Source organism: Pseudomonas sp. SG20056, assembly GCF_031764535.1.
Lineage (GTDB): Bacteria > Pseudomonadota > Gammaproteobacteria > Pseudomonadales > Pseudomonadaceae > Aquipseudomonas.
Genome location: NZ_CP134499.1, coordinates 3,442,937 through 3,463,396 on the forward strand (window position 1 = coordinate 3,442,937; position 20,460 = coordinate 3,463,396).

General features: G+C 60.2%; 20 protein-coding genes. 13 read left to right on the forward strand and 7 right to left on the reverse strand.

The window, feature by feature from the left end; genetic code table 11:
• Positions 1 to 19: 19 nt before the first annotated feature.
• Together RHP75_RS16420 and gcvT are read left to right on the forward strand one after the other, a co-directional pair.
• Entirely contained in the window at positions 20 to 1,396 is a 1,377-nt protein-coding gene (locus tag RHP75_RS16420; RefSeq protein ID WP_311089138.1) for an L-serine ammonia-lyase, read from the forward strand.
• A 69-nt stretch (positions 1,397 to 1,465) separates the two neighbouring features.
• A complete protein-coding gene (gcvT, locus tag RHP75_RS16425) occupies positions 1,466 to 2,590 on the forward strand; it encodes a glycine cleavage system aminomethyltransferase GcvT (protein WP_311089140.1) in 1,125 nt (374 codons plus the stop codon).
• Positions 2,591 to 2,649: 59 nt separating this feature from the next.
• On the opposite strand, the gene RHP75_RS16430 is transcribed toward gcvT, so the two are convergent.
• On the reverse strand, positions 2,650 to 3,783 hold the full coding sequence (locus tag RHP75_RS16430) for a M14-type cytosolic carboxypeptidase (RefSeq protein WP_311089141.1): 1,134 nt from the start codon (positions 3,781 to 3,783) through the stop codon (positions 2,650 to 2,652).
• Positions 3,784 to 4,013: 230 nt separating this feature from the next.
• Here RHP75_RS16430 and RHP75_RS16435 point away from each other — a divergent pair, with 230 nt between their 5' ends.
• Entirely contained in the window at positions 4,014 to 4,559 is a 546-nt protein-coding gene (locus RHP75_RS16435) for a tetratricopeptide repeat protein (protein ID WP_311089142.1), read from the forward strand.
• A 9-nt stretch (positions 4,560 to 4,568) separates the two neighbouring features.
• Here RHP75_RS16435 and RHP75_RS16440 read toward each other — a convergent pair whose 3' ends face one another.
• Entirely contained in the window at positions 4,569 to 4,865 is a 297-nt protein-coding gene (locus RHP75_RS16440) for a hypothetical protein (RefSeq protein WP_311089143.1), read from the reverse strand.
• Positions 4,866 to 5,214: 349 nt separating this feature from the next.
• Between RHP75_RS16440 and RHP75_RS16445 the strand changes: the two genes are divergently transcribed.
• Together RHP75_RS16445 and RHP75_RS16450 are read left to right on the forward strand one after the other, a co-directional pair.
• Positions 5,215 to 5,970, forward strand: a complete 756-nt coding sequence (locus RHP75_RS16445; protein WP_311089144.1) for a transporter substrate-binding domain-containing protein — start codon at positions 5,215 to 5,217, stop codon at positions 5,968 to 5,970.
• A gap of 243 nt (positions 5,971 to 6,213) precedes the next feature.
• Complete coding sequence (locus RHP75_RS16450; RefSeq protein WP_160016291.1) at positions 6,214 to 6,426, forward strand: hypothetical protein; 213 nt, start codon at positions 6,214 to 6,216, stop codon at positions 6,424 to 6,426.
• Positions 6,427 to 6,483: 57 nt separating this feature from the next.
• Here RHP75_RS16450 and RHP75_RS16455 read toward each other — a convergent pair whose 3' ends face one another.
• Positions 6,484 to 7,983: a helicase HerA-like domain-containing protein gene (locus RHP75_RS16455; RefSeq protein WP_311089145.1), complete on the reverse strand. Its 1,500-nt coding sequence runs from the start codon at positions 7,981 to 7,983 to the stop codon at positions 6,484 to 6,486.
• 129 nt (positions 7,984 to 8,112) lie between these two features.
• On the opposite strand from RHP75_RS16455, the gene RHP75_RS16460 reads away from it, so the two are divergent.
• A complete protein-coding gene (locus RHP75_RS16460; RefSeq protein ID WP_311089146.1) occupies positions 8,113 to 9,990 on the forward strand; it encodes a methyl-accepting chemotaxis protein in 1,878 nt (625 codons plus the stop codon).
• 43 nt (positions 9,991 to 10,033) lie between these two features.
• Here the strand turns inward: RHP75_RS16460 and RHP75_RS16465 are convergent, their stop codons facing one another.
• From RHP75_RS16465 to purU, 3 genes are read right to left on the reverse strand one after another with little or no spacing between them, the layout of a single operon-like run.
• Positions 10,034 to 10,219: a hypothetical protein gene (locus RHP75_RS16465; protein WP_311089147.1), complete on the reverse strand. Its 186-nt coding sequence runs from the start codon at positions 10,217 to 10,219 to the stop codon at positions 10,034 to 10,036.
• A gap of 27 nt (positions 10,220 to 10,246) precedes the next feature.
• Positions 10,247 to 10,672 (reverse strand): CBS domain-containing protein, encoded by a 426-nt coding sequence (locus RHP75_RS16470; protein WP_160013327.1) that lies wholly within the window; start codon positions 10,670 to 10,672, stop codon positions 10,247 to 10,249.
• A 45-nt stretch (positions 10,673 to 10,717) separates the two neighbouring features.
• Entirely contained in the window at positions 10,718 to 11,569 is an 852-nt protein-coding gene (gene purU / locus RHP75_RS16475; protein ID WP_311089148.1) for a formyltetrahydrofolate deformylase, read from the reverse strand.
• A 302-nt stretch (positions 11,570 to 11,871) separates the two neighbouring features.
• Between purU and mvaT the strand changes: the two genes are divergently transcribed.
• Positions 11,872 to 12,246: a histone-like nucleoid-structuring protein MvaT gene (gene mvaT, locus RHP75_RS16480; protein WP_275960868.1), complete on the forward strand. Its 375-nt coding sequence runs from the start codon at positions 11,872 to 11,874 to the stop codon at positions 12,244 to 12,246.
• Positions 12,247 to 12,348: 102 nt separating this feature from the next.
• Here the strand turns inward: mvaT and sbcB are convergent, their stop codons facing one another.
• Positions 12,349 to 13,779, reverse strand: a complete 1,431-nt coding sequence (sbcB, locus tag RHP75_RS16485; protein ID WP_311089149.1) for an exodeoxyribonuclease I — start codon at positions 13,777 to 13,779, stop codon at positions 12,349 to 12,351.
• 171 nt (positions 13,780 to 13,950) lie between these two features.
• Here sbcB and RHP75_RS16490 point away from each other — a divergent pair, with 171 nt between their 5' ends.
• The 6 genes from RHP75_RS16490 (at position 13,951) to RHP75_RS16515 (ending at position 20,445) form a co-directional block, all read left to right on the forward strand.
• Complete coding sequence (locus tag RHP75_RS16490; protein WP_311089150.1) at positions 13,951 to 14,712, forward strand: hypothetical protein; 762 nt, start codon at positions 13,951 to 13,953, stop codon at positions 14,710 to 14,712.
• 110 nt (positions 14,713 to 14,822) lie between these two features.
• On the forward strand, positions 14,823 to 15,545 hold the full coding sequence (locus RHP75_RS16495) for an RDD family protein (protein WP_311089151.1): 723 nt from the start codon (positions 14,823 to 14,825) through the stop codon (positions 15,543 to 15,545).
• On the forward strand, positions 15,542 to 16,522 hold the full coding sequence (locus RHP75_RS16500; RefSeq protein ID WP_311089152.1) for a stage II sporulation protein M: 981 nt from the start codon (positions 15,542 to 15,544) through the stop codon (positions 16,520 to 16,522). Before RHP75_RS16495 ends, RHP75_RS16500 begins: the two co-directional genes overlap by 4 nt.
• Positions 16,509 to 18,098, forward strand: a complete 1,590-nt coding sequence (locus RHP75_RS16505) for a DUF4129 domain-containing protein (protein WP_311089153.1) — start codon at positions 16,509 to 16,511, stop codon at positions 18,096 to 18,098. The genes RHP75_RS16500 and RHP75_RS16505 overlap by 14 nt, the downstream gene beginning before the upstream one ends.
• Entirely contained in the window at positions 18,095 to 19,342 is a 1,248-nt protein-coding gene (locus RHP75_RS16510; RefSeq protein ID WP_311089154.1) for a DUF4350 domain-containing protein, read from the forward strand. The genes RHP75_RS16505 and RHP75_RS16510 overlap by 4 nt, the downstream gene beginning before the upstream one ends.
• On the forward strand, positions 19,339 to 20,445 hold the full coding sequence (locus tag RHP75_RS16515; protein ID WP_311089155.1) for a MoxR family ATPase: 1,107 nt from the start codon (positions 19,339 to 19,341) through the stop codon (positions 20,443 to 20,445). The genes RHP75_RS16510 and RHP75_RS16515 overlap by 4 nt, the downstream gene beginning before the upstream one ends.
• The last annotated feature ends 15 nt before the right edge of the window (positions 20,446 to 20,460 follow it).

Genomic DNA, 20,460 nt, shown 5'->3' on the forward strand with positions numbered 1-20,460 from the left:
ACACGCAGTCGGAGCAAGCATGTCACTTAGCGTTTTTGACCTCTTCAAGATCGGCATCGGCCCGTCCAGCTCGCACACCGTCGGTCCGATGCTGGCCGCCGTGCGCTTTGCCGAAGGCTTGCGCCGCGATGATCTATTGGCCAGTACCGACAGCCTCAAGGTCGAGCTGTACGGCTCACTCGGCGCCACCGGCAAAGGCCATGGCAGCGACAAAGCCGTGCTGCTCGGCCTGGAAGGCGAACAGCCAGACAGCGTCGACACCAGTAACGTCGACGCACGCCTGGCAGCGATTCGCAGCAGCGGCGAGCTCAAGTTGCTCGGCGAAAAGCCCATCCGTTTTGTCGAAAAACAGCACCTGGCGATGATCCGCAAGCCGCTGCCTTTTCACCCCAACGGCATGATCTTCCGCGCCTTCGACGCCGCCGGCTTGCAGATCCGCTCCCGCGAGTACTACTCGGTGGGTGGCGGTTTTGTGGTCGATGAACAAGCCGCCGGCGCTGACCGCATCGTTGAAGACAGCACCGTGCTGCAATACCCCTTTACCACCGGCAAGCAGCTGCTGGCCCATTGCGCCGAACACAAGCTGTCGATCAGCCAGGTGATGCTGGCCAACGAAGCCGCCTGGCGCCCGGAAGCCGAGACCCGCGCGCGCCTGCTGCATATCTGGCAGGTGATGCAGGATTGCGTCGAAGCCGGCTGCCGCAATGAAGGCATCATGCCCGGCGGCCTCAAGGTCAAACGCCGCGCCGCCGACCTGCACCGCCAGCTGTGTAAACACCCAGAAGCCAGCCTGCGCGACGCCCTGAGCGTGCTCGATTGGGTCAACCTCTACGCCCTCGCAGTCAACGAGGAAAACGCCACAGGCGGGCGCGTGGTCACCGCGCCCACCAATGGCGCGGCCGGTATCGTGCCCGCCGTGCTGCATTACTACAGCCGATTTATCCCGGGTTCCAACGACGACGGCGTGGTGCGCTTTCTGCTCACCGCTGCCGCCATCGGCATCCTCTATAAAGAGAACGCCTCGATCTCCGGGGCCGAAGTCGGCTGCCAGGGCGAGGTCGGCGTGGCCTGCTCGATGGCCGCCGGCGCCTTGTGCGAGGTGCTGGGCGGCAGCGTCAACCAGGTGGAGAACGCCGCCGAGATCGGCATGGAACACAACCTTGGCCTGACCTGCGACCCCATCGGCGGGCTGGTGCAGGTGCCCTGTATCGAACGCAACGCCATGGGCTCGGTGAAGGCGATCAACGCCGCGCGCATGGCCCTGCGCGGCGACGGTCAGCACTTCGTCTCGCTGGATAAAGTCATCCGCACCATGCGCCAGACCGGTGCCGATATGAACAACAAGTACAAGGAAACCGCTCGCGGCGGCCTGGCCGTCAATATTGTCGAATGCTGATTTGTAGGGTGCGCCGTGCGCACCAAACCCTTGCAACGGTGCGCATGGCGCACCCTACTGGAGAACCGCATGACCACTGAAACCCTGGCGAAAACCCCACTACACGCCCTGCACCTTGAACTGGGTGCACGCATGGTGCCGTTCGCCGGCTACGACATGCCAGTGCAATACCCGCTGGGCGTGATGAAGGAACACCTGCACACCCGCGACGCCGCCGGCCTGTTCGATGTCTCGCACATGGGCCAGATCGTCTTGCGCGGCGCGAATGCCGCCAAGGCCCTGGAAACCCTGGTACCGGTGGACATCATCGACCTGCCGGTGGGCATGCAGCGTTACGCCATGTTCACCAATGATAACGGCGGCATCCTCGACGACCTGATGGTCGCCAACCTGGGTAATGACACGCTGTTCCTGGTGGTCAACGCCGCCTGCAAGGAGCAGGACCTGGCCCACCTTCAGAAGCACATCGGCAGCCAGTGTGAGATCGAAAGCCTGTTCGAAGCACGCGCACTGTTGGCGCTGCAAGGCCCGAAAGCCGTCGACGTGCTGGCGCGCCTGGCCCCAGAAGTGGCGAAGATGACCTTTATGCAATTCGCCGCGGTGCGCCTGCTCGGCGTCGATTGCTACGTCAGCCGCTCCGGCTACACCGGCGAAGACGGTTTCGAGATTTCGGTGCCGGCCGAACACTGTGAAACCCTGGCGCGCAGCCTGCTGGCTGAACCGGAAGTAGCCGCTATCGGCCTTGGCGCGCGCGACTCACTGCGCCTGGAAGCAGGCCTGTGTCTGTATGGCCACGACATGAGCACCAGCACCACACCAATCGAAGCCAGCCTGCTGTGGGCCATGTCCAAACCACGCCGCGCCGATGGCGCCCGTGCGGGCGGCTTCCCCGGCGCCGAGCGCATCTTCGCCCAGCAGCAAGAAGGTGTAGCAAGCAAGCGCGTCGGCCTGCTGCCGCAGGAACGTGTGCCAGTGCGTGAAGGCGCGGAAATCGTCGATGCCGACGGCAATGTGATCGGCAGCGTGTGCAGCGGCGGCTTCGGCCCAACCCTGGCTGCGCCGGTGGCCATGGGTTATCTGCAAAACAGCCATATCGCCCTGGATACCGAAGTATGGGCCGTGGTGCGCGGCAAGCGCGTGGCGATGAAAGTAGCCAAAACCCCGTTTGTGCCGCAGCGCTACTACCGCGGCTAAAGCGACCTTAGCGATAACCTTGGCGGGCAGGACAAACAACCCTGCCCGCCAGCGTCCTGTTAATCGCGCAGCTGCCCAACCATGGCGGCTGCAACGCTGAGCACATCCTTGCCCAACTGCATCGACCGCTCGCCATTCCAACCCGTCAGCGGATTGGGCCGATCATCGTGGTCTTTGAATGGCATCTCGATGGTGAAGGCCAAACAATCAAACTCCATACCCACCGCATTGCAGGCCAGGGTGGTATTGGCCTGACCCGGTTCGTCGCGCGGGTAGCCGAAGGTGGTCTGGAACTCGGCGCCGTTTTCGATCAGCAATTGGCGGAACTGGTTTTCCAAGCGTTCAAGGCGCGGGCTGTAGCCCGGATTACCTTCGCAACCAGCAGTAAACACGTAAGGAATTTCCTCATCGCCGTGGATATCCAGAAACAGATCGACGCCCATCGCGCGCATCTGCTGTTGGACGAAATAAACCTCCGGGCTATCCGCCTCACTGGCTGACTGCCAGGCGCGGTTAAGGTCGCGACCGGCGACGTTGGTACGCAGATGACCACGGAAGGCGCCGTCCGGATTCATGTTCGGCACCAGGTACAGATCGGCCTGCTCCAGCAGGGTATTCAGCTCGGCATCATCGCGCCGCTGCAGACGCTCAAGTAGGCCCTGCATAAACCACTCGGCCATATGCTCGCCGGGATGCTGTTGGGCGATCAGCCAGATCTTGCGCTGCGCCTGCGGGTTGCGGCTGATGCGCAGCAACTCGATCGGCCGGCCCTCGATGCTCTTGCCCGTGGCAAACAGCTCGGCGCCCGCCAAACGCTGCGCATCCTCAATCAACTGACTATGACGCTCGCGGCTGTAGGGCTCGAAGTAGGCGAACCAGATCTGTTCATGTTGCGGTTCGATATCGAACTTCAGCGCCCCCTCTTCAAAACGGCTGGGCACACGGAACCAGTCGCGCTGATCGTAAGAGCCCATGGCGTGGTAACCGCTCCAGGCATTCTTGTACGACGACTGCCCGGCATTGCCCAGGCTGAACCCGTAACGCTGCCCAGGCTGCAAGCCCTCGACCTTGAAATGGAACCACTGAAAATGCCCACTGTTGAGGTCTGGACGAATCGCCAGCAGAACCTGCTGCGGGTTGCTGGCGTCGATGACCTCGATATTGCCACTGTCGAAGTTGGAGCTGATCTGCATGGATACCTCGAAGGCATGGATACGCGGAGATGACCAAGAATCGCAGCTCTGGCGCACGGGCGAAACGCTGCAAGCGACAAACTGATATGGATTCTACAACCTGCACGGGGCGATCAATGCCACCTACAACTCGAACTCCGCGCAACTTGCATGCGAGGCTGCAGTCTGGTGTTTACTCGCTACAGATTCGACGTAACGCTCAACGCCCACTCAAGGGAGCAGAAACGCGCATGAACATTGCCCCACTACGCCATCGCCCACTGTTATTGCTGCTCTGCGCAGGTCTGCTGCTGGGCGGCTGCGCCAACCAAGCGGAACAAAGCCAGACCGAACAGCCCACCCAACAAGCCGATACACCCCGCGAAAACAGCACCACCGAGGCCAATCTGCGCAGCCAGGCCAACCGCGGCGACCTCGACAGCCAGTTCCAGCTCGGCAGCCTGTACTTCGTCAGCAAGCCGAATAAGGACCTCAAGCAAGCCGAGTACTGGTGGAAGTTGGCCGCCGACAAAGGCCACGCCATGGCCGCTGTAAGCCTGGCCTACCTGTATACCGGCCGCGACAATCCAGACTTCAACAACCCGCAACAGATGCTCAAGTACCTCAACCAATCCGCCGCTGGCGGCAACCCGATGGCCCAGCACATCCTGGGCAACCTCTATCTACGCGGCGAGCAAGGCGTACCGCTGGACGCCAACCAGGCCCGACGACTATTCACCAGCGCCTGCCAGCAAAATTACAGTGCCAGTTGCACAGCACTGCAGCAGATGCCCTGAAACCTCGACTCAGGTCTCGATGGACTTGGTCGCCGCCTGATCATCCGGCTCAGCCTGCGGTTGCTCGGGTTGTTGCGGCTCAGCCTCTTCAACGGGCTTGCCCAGCCACTCATTGGTTGACTGCTGCACCTCGTCCACCTGTTTGTTGAGCTCTTTCACGGTTTCATCAACCGCCTCGCGAGCAACGTCCACAACGGCCTGCTCGGCTTTTTCAGCGAGTTTCTGCGCCGATTGCTCAGCCGCTTCGCAACCAACCAGGCCGATCAGCAACAGTCCCAACCCACCCATTTGCATCGACTTACGCATAACGTTCTCCATTGCAGCCAATAACGGCCTGATTTGCGGTCGCGAACCAGTAGCCACCACCGTGATTGATCAACCGAGCTAATCAACTGCACGAAGGGACTTACCAGTGCGGGCGCAAATGTAGGGAGGCACGCGGGTTTACTCAATTGCTGAGAGTTTGCAAGGTATTACCGAGCAGGCTGAGGACTGGCAATGAAAATACGCTGAATAAAACCAGCCCCGCCCCAGCAAGCGCAAACAGGCACTAGGCAAACACACTCACACAAGGCTAATAATCCAATCTTTGCAATTAGTCGCACCCAGGTAATACAGCGCCTGCAAGCGTTCATCGCAACTAAAGGATTAAGTCGTGTTGTTACGCCACGCCCTGCTCACAATGATAGTTTTGCTTGCCTCCCGTAATTCGGCGGCCGATATCCTGCATTTTGTAACCGAGGAGTTCCCACCCTTCAGTTACTCGCGCGGTGCAATTGCCAGCGGCGCACTACCGGAGATAGTCGAAGCCACCTGCCGCACCTTGCAGTGGCAATGTCATATTGAAGTACTGCCTTGGCGCCGCGCGCTGCAGCAGGCCGAAGATGGTGAAGTGGATGGCATTTTCACCGTAATTCAATCTCCCGCACGGCGTCAGGCATTCCGTATTACCCCTATGCTGGTGACCTCCGGCTACGACTTCTACACCCTGCGTTCAAGCAACTTCCACTACAGCCAGCCAGACGATTTGCAAGGCCGTCAGGTCGGCGTGTACGGCCCCTCAGGCACCTCATTCGTATTGCAGGAAAGCCTGAAGAACACACCGGATGTCGACGTTAAACTGGTGACCAACAACCATCGCCTGCTATTGATGCTCAATGCTGGGCGCTTTGGTGACCGAGGCGTTGTTGTGCTTAATCGCGATGTAGCACGTCACTTGATTGAGCATGAATATCTCTACGCGCTGCGTAACGCCGGACATTTGACGTCAATTTCATACGGCATTGGTTTTTCCCGCAAGAAAGTCACGGCTGCGCAGTTTCAGGTATTCAATCGCGGACTGAGGACGCTGCGCAATAACGGCCAGCTTGCAACCATTGTGCGACGTTACGGTCTACAACCTGCCAACTAAGCAGGCTGGACATTTAACTTGGCTTCGCCATAATTGCCGAGCGCAACCTAATTAGCCCTTTAACAAATCTGACAATTCGCTCAGATAATCCACAATTAAAGGGTAAACAAGCGCGGCAATAGTCATTGAAACTATTCGCCATGCTTACTAAATGCGTGAGCTAAAACTGTTTGGCCGTCTCAGGTGCCCAGGCCCTATGCCTGGCATCCAGCCAATATTCTGTTCAAGACCATGGGTAACTACGTGACGAAAGACGAACTGCGCGCCGAACTCGAGCGCCAGGCGCAGCGTTACAAGGATGTATACGGCGGGGAAGTGATTACCTACGCCGCTCAACCGGACCCCGAGCGCAAGCCGTGGCGCAAGAAGGCTAACCTTCTCGACCAAGCGTTTGAAAAAGAGCTGGTAAAAATCGAAAAAGAGCTACAAGCCAAAGCAGACGAGGCGTCTGGCTGACGCCGCGCTGCCATGATGCCAGAAACCTGGCCATCCCTGATCGGGATGGCCACTGGCTCAACGCCCCTTGCCCCCCATCAGCGACCCCAGCAGACCACGCACCAGTTGCCGGCCGATCTGATTGGCGGCTTGGCGCATGGCCGTTTTCATCACCTGGCTGGCCAGACCGCCAAGCAACTCACCCGCTGCGCTGCCAATACCGCCGCCTGCCTCTGCCTGCTTGCCGGCAGCGCTCGGTTTGCTTTGCTCTGCCTGTTGCGTAGCCTGCTCAGCGCGGGCGGTCAGCAATTCGTAAGCGGACTCACGATCGATTGGCTTGTCGTAGCGGCCACGTAACGGTGACTGCTGAATCAAGGCTGCGCGCTCTGCTTCACTCAGCGGCCCGATACGCGATTGCGGTGGAGCCACCGCCACCCGCTGGACCATCGCCGGCGTGCCTTTGGCTTCCAGCGTACCAACCAGGGCCTCACCGATACCCAGTTCGGTGAGTACCGTCAACGTGTCGATGGCCGGATTCGGCCGGAAGCCATCAGCCACCGCACGCAGTGATTTCTGCTCTTTAGCGGTAAAGGCGCGCAGACCGTGCTGGATGCGCAAACCAAGCTGCGCCAACACATCATCTGGCAGATCGCCTGGCGACTGGGTGACGAAATACACCCCCACGCCTTTCGAGCGGATCAACCGTACCACCTGCTCCAAGCGTTCCTGCAGGGCCTTCGGGGTATCGGCAAACAACAGGTGCGCTTCGTCGAAGAACAGCGCCAGCAAAGGTTTGTCTGCATCACCACGCTCTGGCAGCTGTTCGAACAGCTCGGCCAGCAGCCAGAGCAGGAAGGTCGCATAGACCTTCGGCGCCTCGTGCACCAGACGAGTGGCGTCGAGCAGGTGAATACGCCCGCGTCCATCGCGGTCCGGATGCAGAATGTCTTCCAGCTGCAACGCCGGTTCGCCAAACAGCGCATCAGCACCCTGCTGTTCCAGGCCCGCCAATTTGCGCAGGAGGGCTTGCGATGACGTAGAGGTAAATAGCGCGCTGTCTTCACCCAGCACGTCAGGATGACTTTTCAGGTGCGCCAACAGCGCCTTGAGATCTTTCAGATCGAGCAGCAGCAGGCCTTCGCGATCCGCCACTTTGAATGCGGCATAGAGTGCGGCCTGCTGGCTGTCGGTCAGCTCCAACAGCGCGCCGAGCAGCAAGGGCCCCATCTCGCTCAGGGTGGTGCGCAGTGGGTGGCCGCTCTTGCCGTGCACATCCCACAGGGTTACCGGGTAGGCCATCGGCTGATGATTGAGCCAGGCCATGCTGGCGATGCGCTCGGCCACTTTGCCTTGCGGCGCGCCAGCAGCCCCCAGACCACACAGATCCCCCTTCACATCTGCGGCAAACACCGCCACGCCGGCATCGCTGAAGGTTTCGATCAAGCGCTGCAGGGTCACCGTTTTGCCAGTGCCCGTGGCGCCGGCAATCAGCCCATGCCGGTTGGCCAGACGCAACGCCTGTCCCACCGGCAGCCCCTGAAGATCGGCCCCCACAACAAACTGATCGGTTTGCACCATCTTGTTATCTCCGTGGTTAAAGCTTTACTGCAACTAAGCCGACATAGTCAGCATCACCGCACTGTCGGTGGTGCCATTGCTTTACATCAGACCAAGACTGATGCCAGAACTTACCGGACGCAAGAAGCCATGACCAACAACCTGAAGTTCAGCCACAAAATTCTGCTCGCCGCCTCACTGGTGGTTATCGCTGCATTCTCGCTGTTCACCTTGTACAACGACTACCTGCAACGCAACGCTATCCGCGATGATCTGGAAAGCTATCTGCATGAAATGGGCAATGTCACCGCCAGCAATATTTCCAACTGGCTGTCAGGGCGCATCCTGCTGGTGGAAAACGTTGCTCAATCGGTTGCCCGCGACTCTTCCGGCGATAGCCTGACCGGGCTGCTGGAGCAGAAAGTTCTGACCTCCACCTTCGCCTTTACCTACCTGGGCAGCGCCGACGGCAGCTTCACCATGCGCCCGGACGAGGATATGCCCGATGGTTACGACCCACGCCAGCGCCCCTGGTACAAGGACGCCATGGCCGCAGGCGGTAGCACTCTCACCGAACCCTACGTTGATGCTGCCACCAGCGAACTGATCATCACCATCGCCACGCCCGCCAAAGCAGCCGGGGTGGTGGGTGGCGACCTAAGCCTCAACACCCTGGTCGACATCATCAACTCGCTGGACTTTGCCGGCATGGGCTATGCCTTTCTGGTCAGCGCTGATGGCAAGATCCTGGTGCACCCCGACAAATCCCTGGTGATGAAGAACCTCAGCGAGGTCTATCCACAAAACACACCACGGATCAGCGGTGAGTTCAGTGAAGCGGAGCTCAATGGCGAAACTCGCATCCTCACCTTCGCCCCGGTCAAAGGCCTGCCTTCAGTGAACTGGCATGTCGGCCTGTCCATCGATCAAGCCAAAGCCTATTCGATGCTCAGCGAGTTCCGCGCCTCGGCTATCGTCGCCACCATCATCGCAGTGGTGCTGATCATGCTGCTGCTGAGCATGCTGATCAGCGTGCTGATGCAACCGCTGAATGTCATGGGTAAAGCCATGGAGGACATCGCCCAGGGCGAGGGCGACCTGACCAAACGCCTGACCATTCAATCCAACGACGAGTTCGGCCGCCTGGCCAGCGCGTTCAACCAGTTCGTCGAACGTATCCATAGTTCGATCCGTGAAGTGTCATCCGCCACCAGCCAGGTCAATGAAGTGGCGAAACTGGTGGTCGGTGCCTCCAACTCATCGATGATCAACTCGGACGAACAAGCCAGTCGCACCAACAGCGTAGCCGCCGCGATCAACGAACTGGGCGCCGCCGCTCAGGAGATCGCGCGCAACGCGGCCGACGCCTCGAATCAAGCCTCCGATGCGCGCCATCTGGCTGAAGACGGGCGCCAGGTGGTGGAAAAAACCATCCAGGCGATGAATGAGCTGTCGGGGAAGATCAGCGCTTCCTGCAGCAATATCGAAACCCTCAACAGTAAAACGGTGAACATCGGGCAGATTCTTGAGGTGATCAAAAGTATCTCCCAGCAAACCAACCTGCTGGCGCTCAACGCCGCGATCGAAGCAGCGCGCGCCGGTGAAGCCGGCCGGGGCTTCGCCGTGGTCGCCGATGAAGTACGCAACCTGGCCCACCGTACCCAGGAGTCGGCACAGGAAATCGAGAAAATGATCGAGGAGCTGCAAGTCGGCTCCCGCGAATCGGTCACCACCATGACCGAAAGCCAGCGTTACAGCGAAGAGAGCGTGGAGATCGCCAACCAGGCTGGCGCGCGCCTGAGCAGCGTGACCGAGCGCATCGGCGAGATCGATGGCATGAACCAGTCAGTGGCCACCGCCACCGAGGAGCAGACCTCAGTGATCGAATCGCTTAACGTCGACATCACCGAAATCAACACCCTCAACCAGGAGGGCGTGGAAAACCTCAACGCCACCCTGCGCGCCTGCGGTGATCTGGAGCAGCAAGCTAGCCGTCTCAAACAACTGGTCGACAGCTTCCGCATTTAACAAATGCGACAAACAAACGGGGCGCTCACTGAGCGCCCCGTTTTTATTTCTGCTTATCACTATTCGCTGGCGGTTGTTCGTCCTGCTGCAGTTGCCGCCACAGCTCGGCGGCATCGGCAAACTCGGTACCGTCTTCAGGAGTCAGCTCCTGCGGATCATAGCGCTGCGTACAGCCCTCCCCGAGCACCGGTGGCGCGCTGGATGTTGCACGCGCAAGCGGATCAGTCATAGCACCTCCAATATGCTTCGTTGGGCTTCAGTTAAGTGCCAGGTGACCTTCGTCATGCTGGGCGAACTCTTTGACCGCACGCAGCACATCGCTGCGGCTGACCTGCCCGATCAAACGACCTTCTTCCACCACCGGCAAACGCCGACGCCGACCGCGCAGAAAACGCTCGGAGATTTCGATGATATCCGCCTCAGGGGAAATCACTTCCACCTCGGTGGTCATGTAGGCACTGACATCACCGCCCGCCGACTCGTAATAAGCGCCAGAGAGGATGCCGCGCAAACAATCGCCTTCCGATAACAAGCCCACCAGATGCCCTTGCCCATCGACCACCGGCGCGCCAGAAATACGGTGTTCAAGCAAACGATTGATGGCGGTGAACAGGTTCATTTCAGGACGGAAAGTCACCAGATTGCGGGTCATGTAATCACGTACTTTGATTGACTTGAGCATCAGTAAATCCCTCTTTCTGTACTGAACCGAACCGCAACATGCACCTCAGTCGAACACCACTGTCTTGTTATCGTGCACCAGCACTCGGTCCTCTAAGTGATAGCGTAGACCACGCGACAGCACCATCTTCTCCACATCCTTACCCAGGCGCACCATCTCTTCGATGCTGTCGCGGTGGCTGACGCGCACCACGTCCTGCTCGATGATCGGCCCGGCATCCAGCTCTTCGGTGACATAGTGCGAGGTCGCGCCAATCAACTTGACCCCACGCAATGACGCCTGGTGATACGGCTTGGCTCCAACAAACGACGGCAGAAAGCTGTGATGGATATTGATAACCCGCTGGGAGAACTCGGCGCAGAGTGGCGCAGGTAGAATCTGCATATAACGCGCCAACACAATCACGTCAGCCTCATGGGCTTTCACCAGACGCGATACTTCATCAAAGGCTGGCTGTTTATCCTGCGGATTAACCGGCACATGGAAGTACGGAATAGCGTGCCACTCGACCATGCTGCGCAGGTCGTCATGGTTGGAAATCACGCAGGGGATATCGCAATCCAGTTCGTCGCTGTGCCAGCGGTGCAGCAAATCGGCCAAACAGTGCGATTCGCGACTGGCCATCAGCACCACGCGCTTCTTCACCGCCGAATCGGTAACCCGCCACTCCATGGAGAACTCACGGGCAATCGGCGCAAACGCCTGACGAAAACCATCCAGATCAAATGGCAGCGAGTCGGCGCGAATCTCATGACGCATAAAGAACCAACCACTCTGGTTATCCGAGTGATGACTCGCCTCGGTAATCCAGCCGTTATAGGTGGCCAGAAAGTTACTGACCTTGGCCACAATCCCGACCCGGTCTGGACAGGCAATGACCAATCGAAAAGTACGCATCAACCGCTCCAGCGCTCAGATAAAGTCGGCCATTCTAGTCACAGCCGGGAAAAACTGCAGTACTCAAACAGCCTTGCCAGCGCAGCAATAGCCCAAGGCCGAACAGTTGCGCCAAGACAAATAGCGCAAACACCGCCGCAATAACTGGCGAATAACTAACCATGTACAACCGACAGAGCACTCAACAAGTTACTTAACAATACAATTCATAAAAAATACCGATAAAGCGGTTTACTTGTGAAAAGTGCCTGACTACTATTGCTATCACTTAGTCGCCAAATTCCTAATACAGGTACCCCAACATGTCGTTGATCAACGAATACCGCGCCACCGAAGAAGCCATCAAAGAGCTGCAAGATCGCCTGAAGAATCTGTCGCAAGACGACAAACTGAAAAAAGAATTGGAATTCGAAGGCAAACTGCGCGCACTGATGGGTGAATACCAGAAGTCGCTGCGTGACATCATTGCCATGCTGGATCCGGATGCCAAAGGCAGCAAAGCTACCCGCGCCACCAAAACCACCGGCACCAAGCGCGCGCGCAAAGTTAAGCAGTACAAAAACCCGAACACCGGTGAAGTTATCGAAACCAAAGGCGGCAACCACAAAACTCTGAAAGAGTGGAAAGCCAAGTGGGGCGGTGATGTCGTTGAAGGCTGGGCAACCCTGCTGGGTTAAGCCTGCCGCGCAAGCGACACAGCTCTAAATAAAAACGCCAGCAATGCTGGCGTTTTTTATGGGAGCTATTTCAACAGAGCAACCAGCATTTACCCTTATGGATTACAGGGCATAGCGCTGGCGCAACTGCTCTGCATAATCACTCCACTCAAGCAAGACAGCCCGCTGCTCAGCACCAATATCTGGAAGTACGGCGGCAAGTGCCTGGCTAAATTGTTCGAGCGTATTCGGTGCACCATATTCGGGCTGGCTGAGCCGCTGTTGGCAGAATGTCCACCAGCGTTGCTGCTCTTCAGCATTCAAGGTCGCGGCAAAGTTGCGCGCCCGGTAACGAAACAACAGCTCCGGCAAACGCCCATCATCAAATGGCCAAACTGATTCCGATAAACGCTGCGGCTCGGCACGCCGTACCTGTTCGCACAGGCGGCGATCACGGTCGCCAATAAAGCCATCGTATAGCTGCTGCTCTGGATCTTGATTGGCGGCAAACTGCTCCTCGGCATACACCTGGGCAAGTTTGTCCTGCCACAGCCCCGGATTACTGCGTAACTGTTCGGCCTGCGCCTGATAGGCCGGCACATCGAGTTGTAGGCGCTGAATATCTTCCGCGCGCAATACATTCATCGGTGCAACCACCGGGCAGCGGTTGATATGCAGCAACTTCAGCGGCACCGGCAACTCATCCTCGGCCAGTTGATCGCGACGCGTGTACAGGCGCGTACGCAATGTCTCAGCGGACTCATTGAGCAGCGGCGATATATCGGCCTGCAGGTCACAGACGATCAACGCATTGCGGTTGCGCGGATGCCAAGCCAACGGCAAGACCACCGCCAGATAATGCCGCGCCCCGGCATAGCGCCCGGATATATGCACCAACGGCTGCAACAGGCGTATTTGATCCTGCACCCGTTGTTTGCTGCGCAGTTGATACAGGTAGTCATAGAGCTTGCGCTGCTTGCTGCGCAGCAAGCGCGCCAGGGCGATGGTTGCCCGCACATCGGACAGCGCATCGTGGGCCTGGCCGTGCTCGATGCCATTGGCAGCGGTCAGGCGTTCAAGCTTGAGCGTCACCCGCCCCTCTTCTTCCGGCCAGACGATGCCTTCCGGACGCAATGCATACGCCGTGCGCACCAAATCGATCAGATCCCAGCGGCTATTGCCGCCCTGCCATTCACGGGCATAGGGATCGAAGAAGTTGCGATACAGGCTGTAACGCGTCACCTCATCATCGAAACGCAGGCTGTTGTAGCCCACCCCGCAGGTGCCAGGCTGCGACAACTCGGCATGCACACGGCTCATAAATTCGGCTTCATCCAGGCCATGCTGCGCCAGCTTGCTCGGGGTAATTCCAGTCACCAGGCAGGCTGCCGGATGCGGCAGGATGTCGTCGCTGGGCTGGCAGTAGATATTTAGCGGTTCAGCGATTTCATTGAGGTCTTCATCGGTGCGAATCCCCGCGACTTGCAGCGGCCGGTCGCGGCGCGGGTCAATGCCGGTGGTTTCGTAGTCGTACCAAAAGAGGCTGGAAGTCACAGTTATGTCCTGATGCTGAGGCGCTGGCAGTCTACCACCCTGCCACCATCACGCAGACAAGCGCAGAACCTTGCGCCAGCTCACGCCGCGCGTGGGGTCAGCGCCTTGTAGGGCGCACTGGCGGCGACTAAAGTGGAAAGCTCGAATAACCACTCTGCACAAGGACGCCCCATGAGTGATATCAACCCCAGCAATCCCTACGCCGCTCCAGCCAGCGCACTGCAAGAAGCGCCGCGCGACAGCCAGGTGCCGAGCATCGAAGAAGCTCTGAGCCGTGGCTACGACTTCAACATCAGTGACCTGCTCAGCGAAGCCTGGCAACGGGTAACAGGCACCAAAGGCATCATCATCGGCGGCTTTTTGGTGTTCTACGCCGTGCTGCTCGCAGCGTCTTTTCTCATTGGCGGGTTCTTCGGTCTGCTGGGCGTAGTCAGCGAAAGCCCGATGCTCGCGATAGTGGCCGAGCTGGTCATCGGCATTCTGGCCTCGGCCCTGGCCTATCCCTTTATGGCGGGGATCAACATGATCGGCATCCGTCGCGCCGCCGATCAACCGATCAGCTTCAATGACATCTTTAGCCACTTCGGCCGCACCGTACCGCTGGTTATTACCGCGATTATCAGCATGCTGCTGATCTACCTCGGCATGTTCCTGCTGATCATTCCCGGGCTGTACCTGGCCATCGCTTATATGCTGGCCATCCCACTGGTGGTTGAGCGCGGCCTGACGCCGTGGCAAGCCCTGGAAGCCTCGCGCAAGGCAATTACCCAGCGCTGGTTCAAGGTCTTTGGTCTGTTCCTGCTGCTGGGTCTGATCACTCTGGTCAGCGCAATCCCGCTGGGTATTGGTCTGGTCTGGACCATTCCGCTGTTTGTCATCGCCATGGGCGTGCTCTATCGCACCATCTTCGGCGTATTGCCGGCACCGCAGTAACTCGCAAATAAACAGATAAATAGTCCCGATGCACCGGCTCAGATCACTGAGCCGGTTGCTTCCCTGCCTGCTGCTGGCTAGCATCGGGCTTTCCTCGACGCAGTCTGCCGATGTCGCCCACGCCAACCCCTGCTTCAGTCGCCGCCCGCCCGCTGCTGGATACTCGCTATAAGGTGGAAACACCGGAAGGCATCGACCTGATCCTGCGTCCCGCGGGTGTAGTGCCGCGCGCCCTGGCATTCAGCATCGACCTGCTGATTCGCGGCGCCCTGCTCGGCGCATTGTTTGCCGTGCTGGCGTTGCTCGGCCAGTTCGGCATGGGCCTGGGCACCATCCTGCTGTTTCTCGTGACCTGGTGGTACATGGTGCTGTTTGAAGTGCTCAACCAGGGCCGTTCACCCGGCAAGCAGATGATGGGCCTGCGAGTGATTCATGATGACGGCACGCCGATTGGCTGGGCCGCCTCGCTGACCCGCAACCTGCTGCGTTTTGTCGACATCCTGCCGTTCGGCTACACCCTGGGCATTCTCAGCTGCCTGAATCACCCCGCATTCAAGCGCCTCGGTGATATCGCCGCCGGCACCCTGGTGGTGTACCGCGATAACGCCCCGACAGCCCCCGAGCTGCCGCACGCGGAGCCTATCCGTGCACCGTTCAGCATGAGCTTGAGTGAGCAACGCGCTCTGCTCAGCTTTGCCGAGCGTGCGCAGAGCCTGTCCAGTGCACGGCGTCAGGAACTGGCGAGCATTCTTGCCGAGCCCTTGCAGGTACCTGCGGAGCAGGCCGAGCAGCAAATCCACGGGATTGCCCGTGGCCTGTTGGGGCCGACATGAAACAGAGCCTGTTTGAACACCAGCACCAAGCCGAGTGGCAAGCCTTTGATGCGCAGCTAGAAGCCCTTGAACGCGGCAAGGTCGATAGCCAGCAATGCAAGGCCTTTGCCGCCAACTACCGCAGCCTGTGCCAGCACCTGGCCCTGGCCCAGAGCCGGGGTTACAGCAGCCACCTGATCGAGCAGTTGCAGCTGCTGGCCATGCGTGGCCATCAGCAGTTCTATCGCCACCGCAGCCCACTGGGGGCGCAACTGCTCGGGTTTATCCTGGCTGGATTTCCACGCCTGGTGCGCGCCGAGTGGCGTTTTGTCGTGGCCGCCAGCCTGCTGTTCTTCGGCAGCCTGCTGCTGATGGGCACGCTGGTGTATCACTTCCCCGACCTAGTCTACGGGGTGATGGCACCTGACCAGGTCGGCGAGATGGAAAAGATGTACGACCCCGACGCCAGGCGCATCGGCCGCTTCAGCGAACGCAACTCCGGTGATGACTGGATGATGTTCGGCTACTACATCATGAACAACATCGGCATTGCCTTTCAGACCTTTGCCAGCGGTTTGCTATTTGGCCTCGGCAGCCTGTTCTACCTGCTGTTCAACGGGCTGATGATTGGCGCTGTGGCCGGCCACCTGACGCAGATCGGCTACGGCGAAACCTTCTGGTCATTCGTCATCGGCCACGGTTCTTTCGAACTCACCGCCATTGCCCTGGCCGGCGCGGCGGGCCTGAAACTCGGCTGGGCACTGTTGGTACCCGGCCGTTTGCCACGCGGCGAAGCCTTGCGCGTAGCCGCTGGCAGCAGTGTGCGGCTGATCGGCGGGGTGATCGTATTTCTCCTGCTGGCGGCCTTTATCGAGGCCTACTGGTCATCCATGGACCTGGCCAGCCCATTCGTTAAGTACTGGGTAGGCGCAGGCCTCTGGCTGCTGGTGCTGGCCTATCTGCTGTTGGCTGGCCGAGGTGCACATGCGCCTGACTGATGCCAGTGTCGCCATTCGCCCACGCAGCGCCTGGGAGGCCGTCGACCTCGGTGTGCTGCTGGCTAAACAGCATGCCAACCTGCTGATGGCCAGCTGGGCTCTGGTAACCGTGCCGATCTTCGCCCTGCTGTGCCTGCTGCTGTGGGATTACCCCAGCATCGCCGTACTGATTTTCTGGTGGCTGAAACCGGCCTTTGAGCGCCTGCCACTGTATATCCTCTCGCATGCACTGTTCGGCGCTACGCCAACCCTCAAGCAGGCGCTAAAAGCCCTGCCCGGCCTGCTCAAACCGCAACTGCTGGCCAGCCTGACCTGGCGCCGGCTAAGCCCCACACGCAGCTTCGACCTGCCGGTGATGCAGCTGGAAGGCCTGTCCGGCAAGGCGCGCAGCCAGCGCCTGATCGTCCTCGGCCAGCGCGATGCCGGCGGTGCCAGCTGGCTCACCATCGTCGGCGTGCACCTGGAAATGGCGCTGTGGTTCGGCATCATCAGCTTCGTCTACATGCTGCTGCCGGCGCAGATGGAGCTGGACTGGACCTGGGATAGCCTGATCAATGCGGCGTCTGGCGAGTGGCTATGGCTGGAACATCTGTCCAACCTGACCTACGTTCTGCTGCTGATCCTCTGGGAGCCGATCTACGTCGCCTGCGGCTTCACCCTCTACCTGAATCGCCGCACTGCTCTGGAAGCCTGGGACATCGAACTGGTCTTCCGCCAGCTACGCCAGCGCCTGACGGGCGTGGCTTATGCCCTGCTGCTGGGCTGCGGCCTGCTGTTGATGCAGCTGCCAAACAGCGCCATGGCCTCCGATACCCAAACCGCAACCGCAAGCAGCTGCCCGCTGCCGGTTGAAGACCCCATGGGGCCAGAAGCCGAGCGCCTGCTCAAGCAGCCGCTGACCAGTGCCGAAGCGCAAAAAAGCATCGGCCAGCTGCTCGATCAGCCGCCCTTCGAGCACCGTGAAACCGTCACCCGTTGGCGCCTCGGCGAAGAGCCCAAGGAGCCGAGCGAAGAAGACGCCAAAGCCCTGATCGAACTGCTGGAAAAGTTCTTCAAACTTACCGAATTCTGGAAAAGCGTCGATGCTGTGGCGCTGTTCTTCGAGGTGCTGCTGTGGGCGGCGCTGTTCAGCCTGATAGCCTGGTTGCTGTGGCGCTACCGCGACTGGCTGAGCGCCTTTGCCGGTCGCCTGCGTTTACCGCAAGCCCGTACCTATCAGCCACCTGAGCAACTATTTGGCCTGGAAGTGGCGCCACAAAGCCTGCCAGCGGATATCCCCGGTGAAGTCGAACGACTCTGGGATGAACAGCCACGCGCCGCCCTTGGCCTGCTGTACCGCGCCCTGCTCAGCCGCATGTTGCACGAACAGCGCCTGCCGCTGAAAAGCTCGCACACCGAAGCCGAAGTGCTGCAACTGGTGCAGGCGCTGCAACAAAAAGACCTCAGCCACTTCAGCCAGGCCCTGACCCGCCACTGGCAGAACCTCGCCTACGGCCATCGACTGCCGCCGGCTGCGCTCAAACAGGGCCTGTGCAATGCCTGGCGACGCCTGTTCGAACAAGGGGCGCAGGCATGAACCGGCGTCTCCAGTTCCTCCTCGGTGCCGGACTATTGCTGGTGCTCGGCCTGCTGGGCATCTACTTGCTGGGCAAACTCACGCCCTATGAGGAGACCCTCGAACACGGCCCCGCACCCGAGGTCCGGGCCAACCCTTACCTCGCTGCCGAGCATTTCCTGCGCAAACAGGGTCTGCAGGTGCAACGCGCCGATGGCCTGGAGGTCATGAAGGACCTGCCGAGCATCGGACAAACCCTGCTGCTGCTCGGCGACCGCAACCGCATGACGCCCAAGCAGGCCGAACGCCTGCTGGCCTGGACGGCCAAAGGCGGCCACCTGCTGTTTGTCGCCGAGCGGCTGTGGGATGAAGAAGAAGGCAAAAGCGGCGACCTGCTGCTCGACAGCCTGGGCATCCAGCAATACGAGAGCGAAGAACTCGACGAAGATGCCAGCGAAGCAGCGGAAGAAGACGCCTCGATTGAGGACACGGCCGACGCTGAGTCGCAGGCTGAAGCGGAAGCTGCGGCAGATGCAGCCACAGGCTCAGACAATGCCTATCCTGAACTGACCCAGCTGTATCTGGAAAACGAAGAGGCGCCGGCCTACTTCAACTTCGACACCGACTTTCACCTCTACGATTCCGAAAACCGTGCCCACGCCTGGGCCAACAGCGACGCCGCCACCCACCTGCTGCAGCTCTATCATGGCGACGGCCTGATCAGCGTGGTCAGCGACAGCTGGATCTGGCAGAACCAGGGCATCGGCGAATACGACAACGCCTGGTTGCTCTGGTACATGACCCAGGACAGCCAGGTCACCCTGCTCTACCGCGCCGACCGCGATGACCTGTTCAGCCTGCTGCTTGAGCACTTCCCCCAGGCATTGGTTGCACTCGTGCTGTTACTGGCATTCGGCCTGTGGCACCTGGGCATGCGCCAAGGCCCGCTGCTGTTGCCCGCCAGCCGCAATCGCCGCCAGCTGCAGGAACACCTGCGCGGTAGCGCTGACTTCCTGCTGCGCCACAACGGCCAGCACAGCCTGCTGCACGGCTTGCAACAAGACATCCAGCGCCGCGCGCGGCATCGTCACCCCGGTTTCGAACGCCTCGCCGTGGCCGAGCAGTGGCAGGTGCTGAGCCGCCTGACCCGCCAGCCATCCAGCGTTATCAGCCATGCCATGCGGCCGCTGCCCAAGCAGCGTCTGGCCGCCGCCGACTTCACCCGCCAGGTCGCCAACCTGCAAACCCTCAGGAATGCCCTATGACGAGCGAACACACACCCGAACAGCCGGACAGCGATATCGAGCCAGCCCCTGTCGCCGCTGAAACCGTCGAAGCTGCGGCCAGCGAAACGCCTGTACCGGCCCCAGCACCAGCTGCCCCGGCAGCCGCAGCGGCGAATCCGAATGCGCAGCGCCAGCGCGCCAGCCAGCTGGCTCAGGCACTGCGTGGTGAACTGCAGAAAGCCCTGATCGGCCAGACGGCGGTGATTGATGACGTGCTCAGCGCCCTGATTGCCGGCGGCCATGTGCTGGTCGAAGGCGTTCCCGGCCTCGGCAAGACCCTGCTGGTGCGCGCCCTGGCGCGCTGCTTTGGCGGCGAGTTCGCGCGCATCCAGTTCACCCCGGATCTGATGCCCAGCGACGTCACTGGCCATGCCGTGTACGACCTGCAGAGCGAGCAGTTCAAGCTGCGCAAGGGCCCGGTGTTCACCAACCTGCTGCTGGCGGATGAAATCAACCGCGCCCCGGCTAAGACCCAGGCGGCGCTGCTGGAAGTCATGCAGGAACGTCAGGTAACCTTGGAAGGCCGCGCCCTGAATGTGCCGCTGCCGTTTATGGTGCTGGCCACGCAGAACCCGATTGAGCAGGAAGGCACCTACCCGCTCCCGGAAGCCGAGCTCGACCGCTTTATGCTCAAGCTGCGCATGGATTACCCCGAGCAGAGCGAAGAGCTGAACATGGTTCGCCAGGTGGCGCGCTCGAGCAAAGCCGACATGCTCGAAGTCACCCCGCTGCGCACCCTGCTGCAGGCCCGCGATGTACTGGCGTTGCAGAAAATTGCCAGCGACCTGCCGATCGATGAGCAGGTGCTCGACTACGCTGTGCGCATCGCCCGCGCCACCCGCACCTGGCCTGGCCTGGCCATCGGCGCCGGGCCGCGCGCCTCGATTGCCCTGGTACGCTGCGGCCGCGCCCGTGCGCTGCTGCGCGGCGGCGATTTCGTGCTGCCAGATGACATCAAGGGCTGCGCCCTGGCTGTACTGCGCCACCGCGTGCGGCTGTCGCCAGAGCTGGATATTGAAGGCCTGTCGGTGGATCAGGTGCTGCAACAGCTGCTCGACCAGGTTCCGGCACCGCGCCTATGACCCGCACTTGGCAAA

What these genes read in the sequence shown, in the direction of transcription:
- RHP75_RS16420 (WP_311089138.1), top strand. Translation starts at nt 20, where the DNA reads ATGTCACTTAGCGTTTTTGACCTCTTCAAGATCGGCATCGGCCCGTCC.
- gcvT (WP_311089140.1), top strand. Translation starts at nt 1,466, where the DNA reads ATGACCACTGAAACCCTGGCGAAAACCCCACTACACGCCCTGCACCTT.
- RHP75_RS16430 (WP_311089141.1), bottom strand. Translation starts at nt 3,783, where the DNA reads ATGCAGATCAGCTCCAACTTCGACAGTGGCAATATCGAGGTCATCGAC.
- RHP75_RS16435 (WP_311089142.1), top strand. Translation starts at nt 4,014, where the DNA reads ATGAACATTGCCCCACTACGCCATCGCCCACTGTTATTGCTGCTCTGC.
- RHP75_RS16440 (WP_311089143.1), bottom strand. Translation starts at nt 4,865, where the DNA reads ATGCGTAAGTCGATGCAAATGGGTGGGTTGGGACTGTTGCTGATCGGC.
- RHP75_RS16455 (WP_311089145.1), bottom strand. Translation starts at nt 7,983, where the DNA reads ATGGTGCAAACCGATCAGTTTGTTGTGGGGGCCGATCTTCAGGGGCTG.
- RHP75_RS16460 (WP_311089146.1), top strand. Translation starts at nt 8,113, where the DNA reads ATGACCAACAACCTGAAGTTCAGCCACAAAATTCTGCTCGCCGCCTCA.
- RHP75_RS16465 (WP_311089147.1), bottom strand. Translation starts at nt 10,219, where the DNA reads ATGACTGATCCGCTTGCGCGTGCAACATCCAGCGCGCCACCGGTGCTC.
- RHP75_RS16470 (WP_160013327.1), bottom strand. Translation starts at nt 10,672, where the DNA reads ATGCTCAAGTCAATCAAAGTACGTGATTACATGACCCGCAATCTGGTG.
- purU (WP_311089148.1), bottom strand. Translation starts at nt 11,569, where the DNA reads ATGCGTACTTTTCGATTGGTCATTGCCTGTCCAGACCGGGTCGGGATT.
- mvaT (WP_275960868.1), top strand. Translation starts at nt 11,872, where the DNA reads ATGTCGTTGATCAACGAATACCGCGCCACCGAAGAAGCCATCAAAGAG.
- RHP75_RS16490 (WP_311089150.1), top strand. Translation starts at nt 13,951, where the DNA reads ATGAGTGATATCAACCCCAGCAATCCCTACGCCGCTCCAGCCAGCGCA.
- RHP75_RS16495 (WP_311089151.1), top strand. Translation starts at nt 14,823, where the DNA reads ATGTCGCCCACGCCAACCCCTGCTTCAGTCGCCGCCCGCCCGCTGCTG.
- RHP75_RS16500 (WP_311089152.1), top strand. Translation starts at nt 15,542, where the DNA reads ATGAAACAGAGCCTGTTTGAACACCAGCACCAAGCCGAGTGGCAAGCC.
- RHP75_RS16505 (WP_311089153.1), top strand. Translation starts at nt 16,509, where the DNA reads ATGCGCCTGACTGATGCCAGTGTCGCCATTCGCCCACGCAGCGCCTGG.
- RHP75_RS16510 (WP_311089154.1), top strand. Translation starts at nt 18,095, where the DNA reads ATGAACCGGCGTCTCCAGTTCCTCCTCGGTGCCGGACTATTGCTGGTG.
- RHP75_RS16515 (WP_311089155.1), top strand. Translation starts at nt 19,339, where the DNA reads ATGACGAGCGAACACACACCCGAACAGCCGGACAGCGATATCGAGCCA.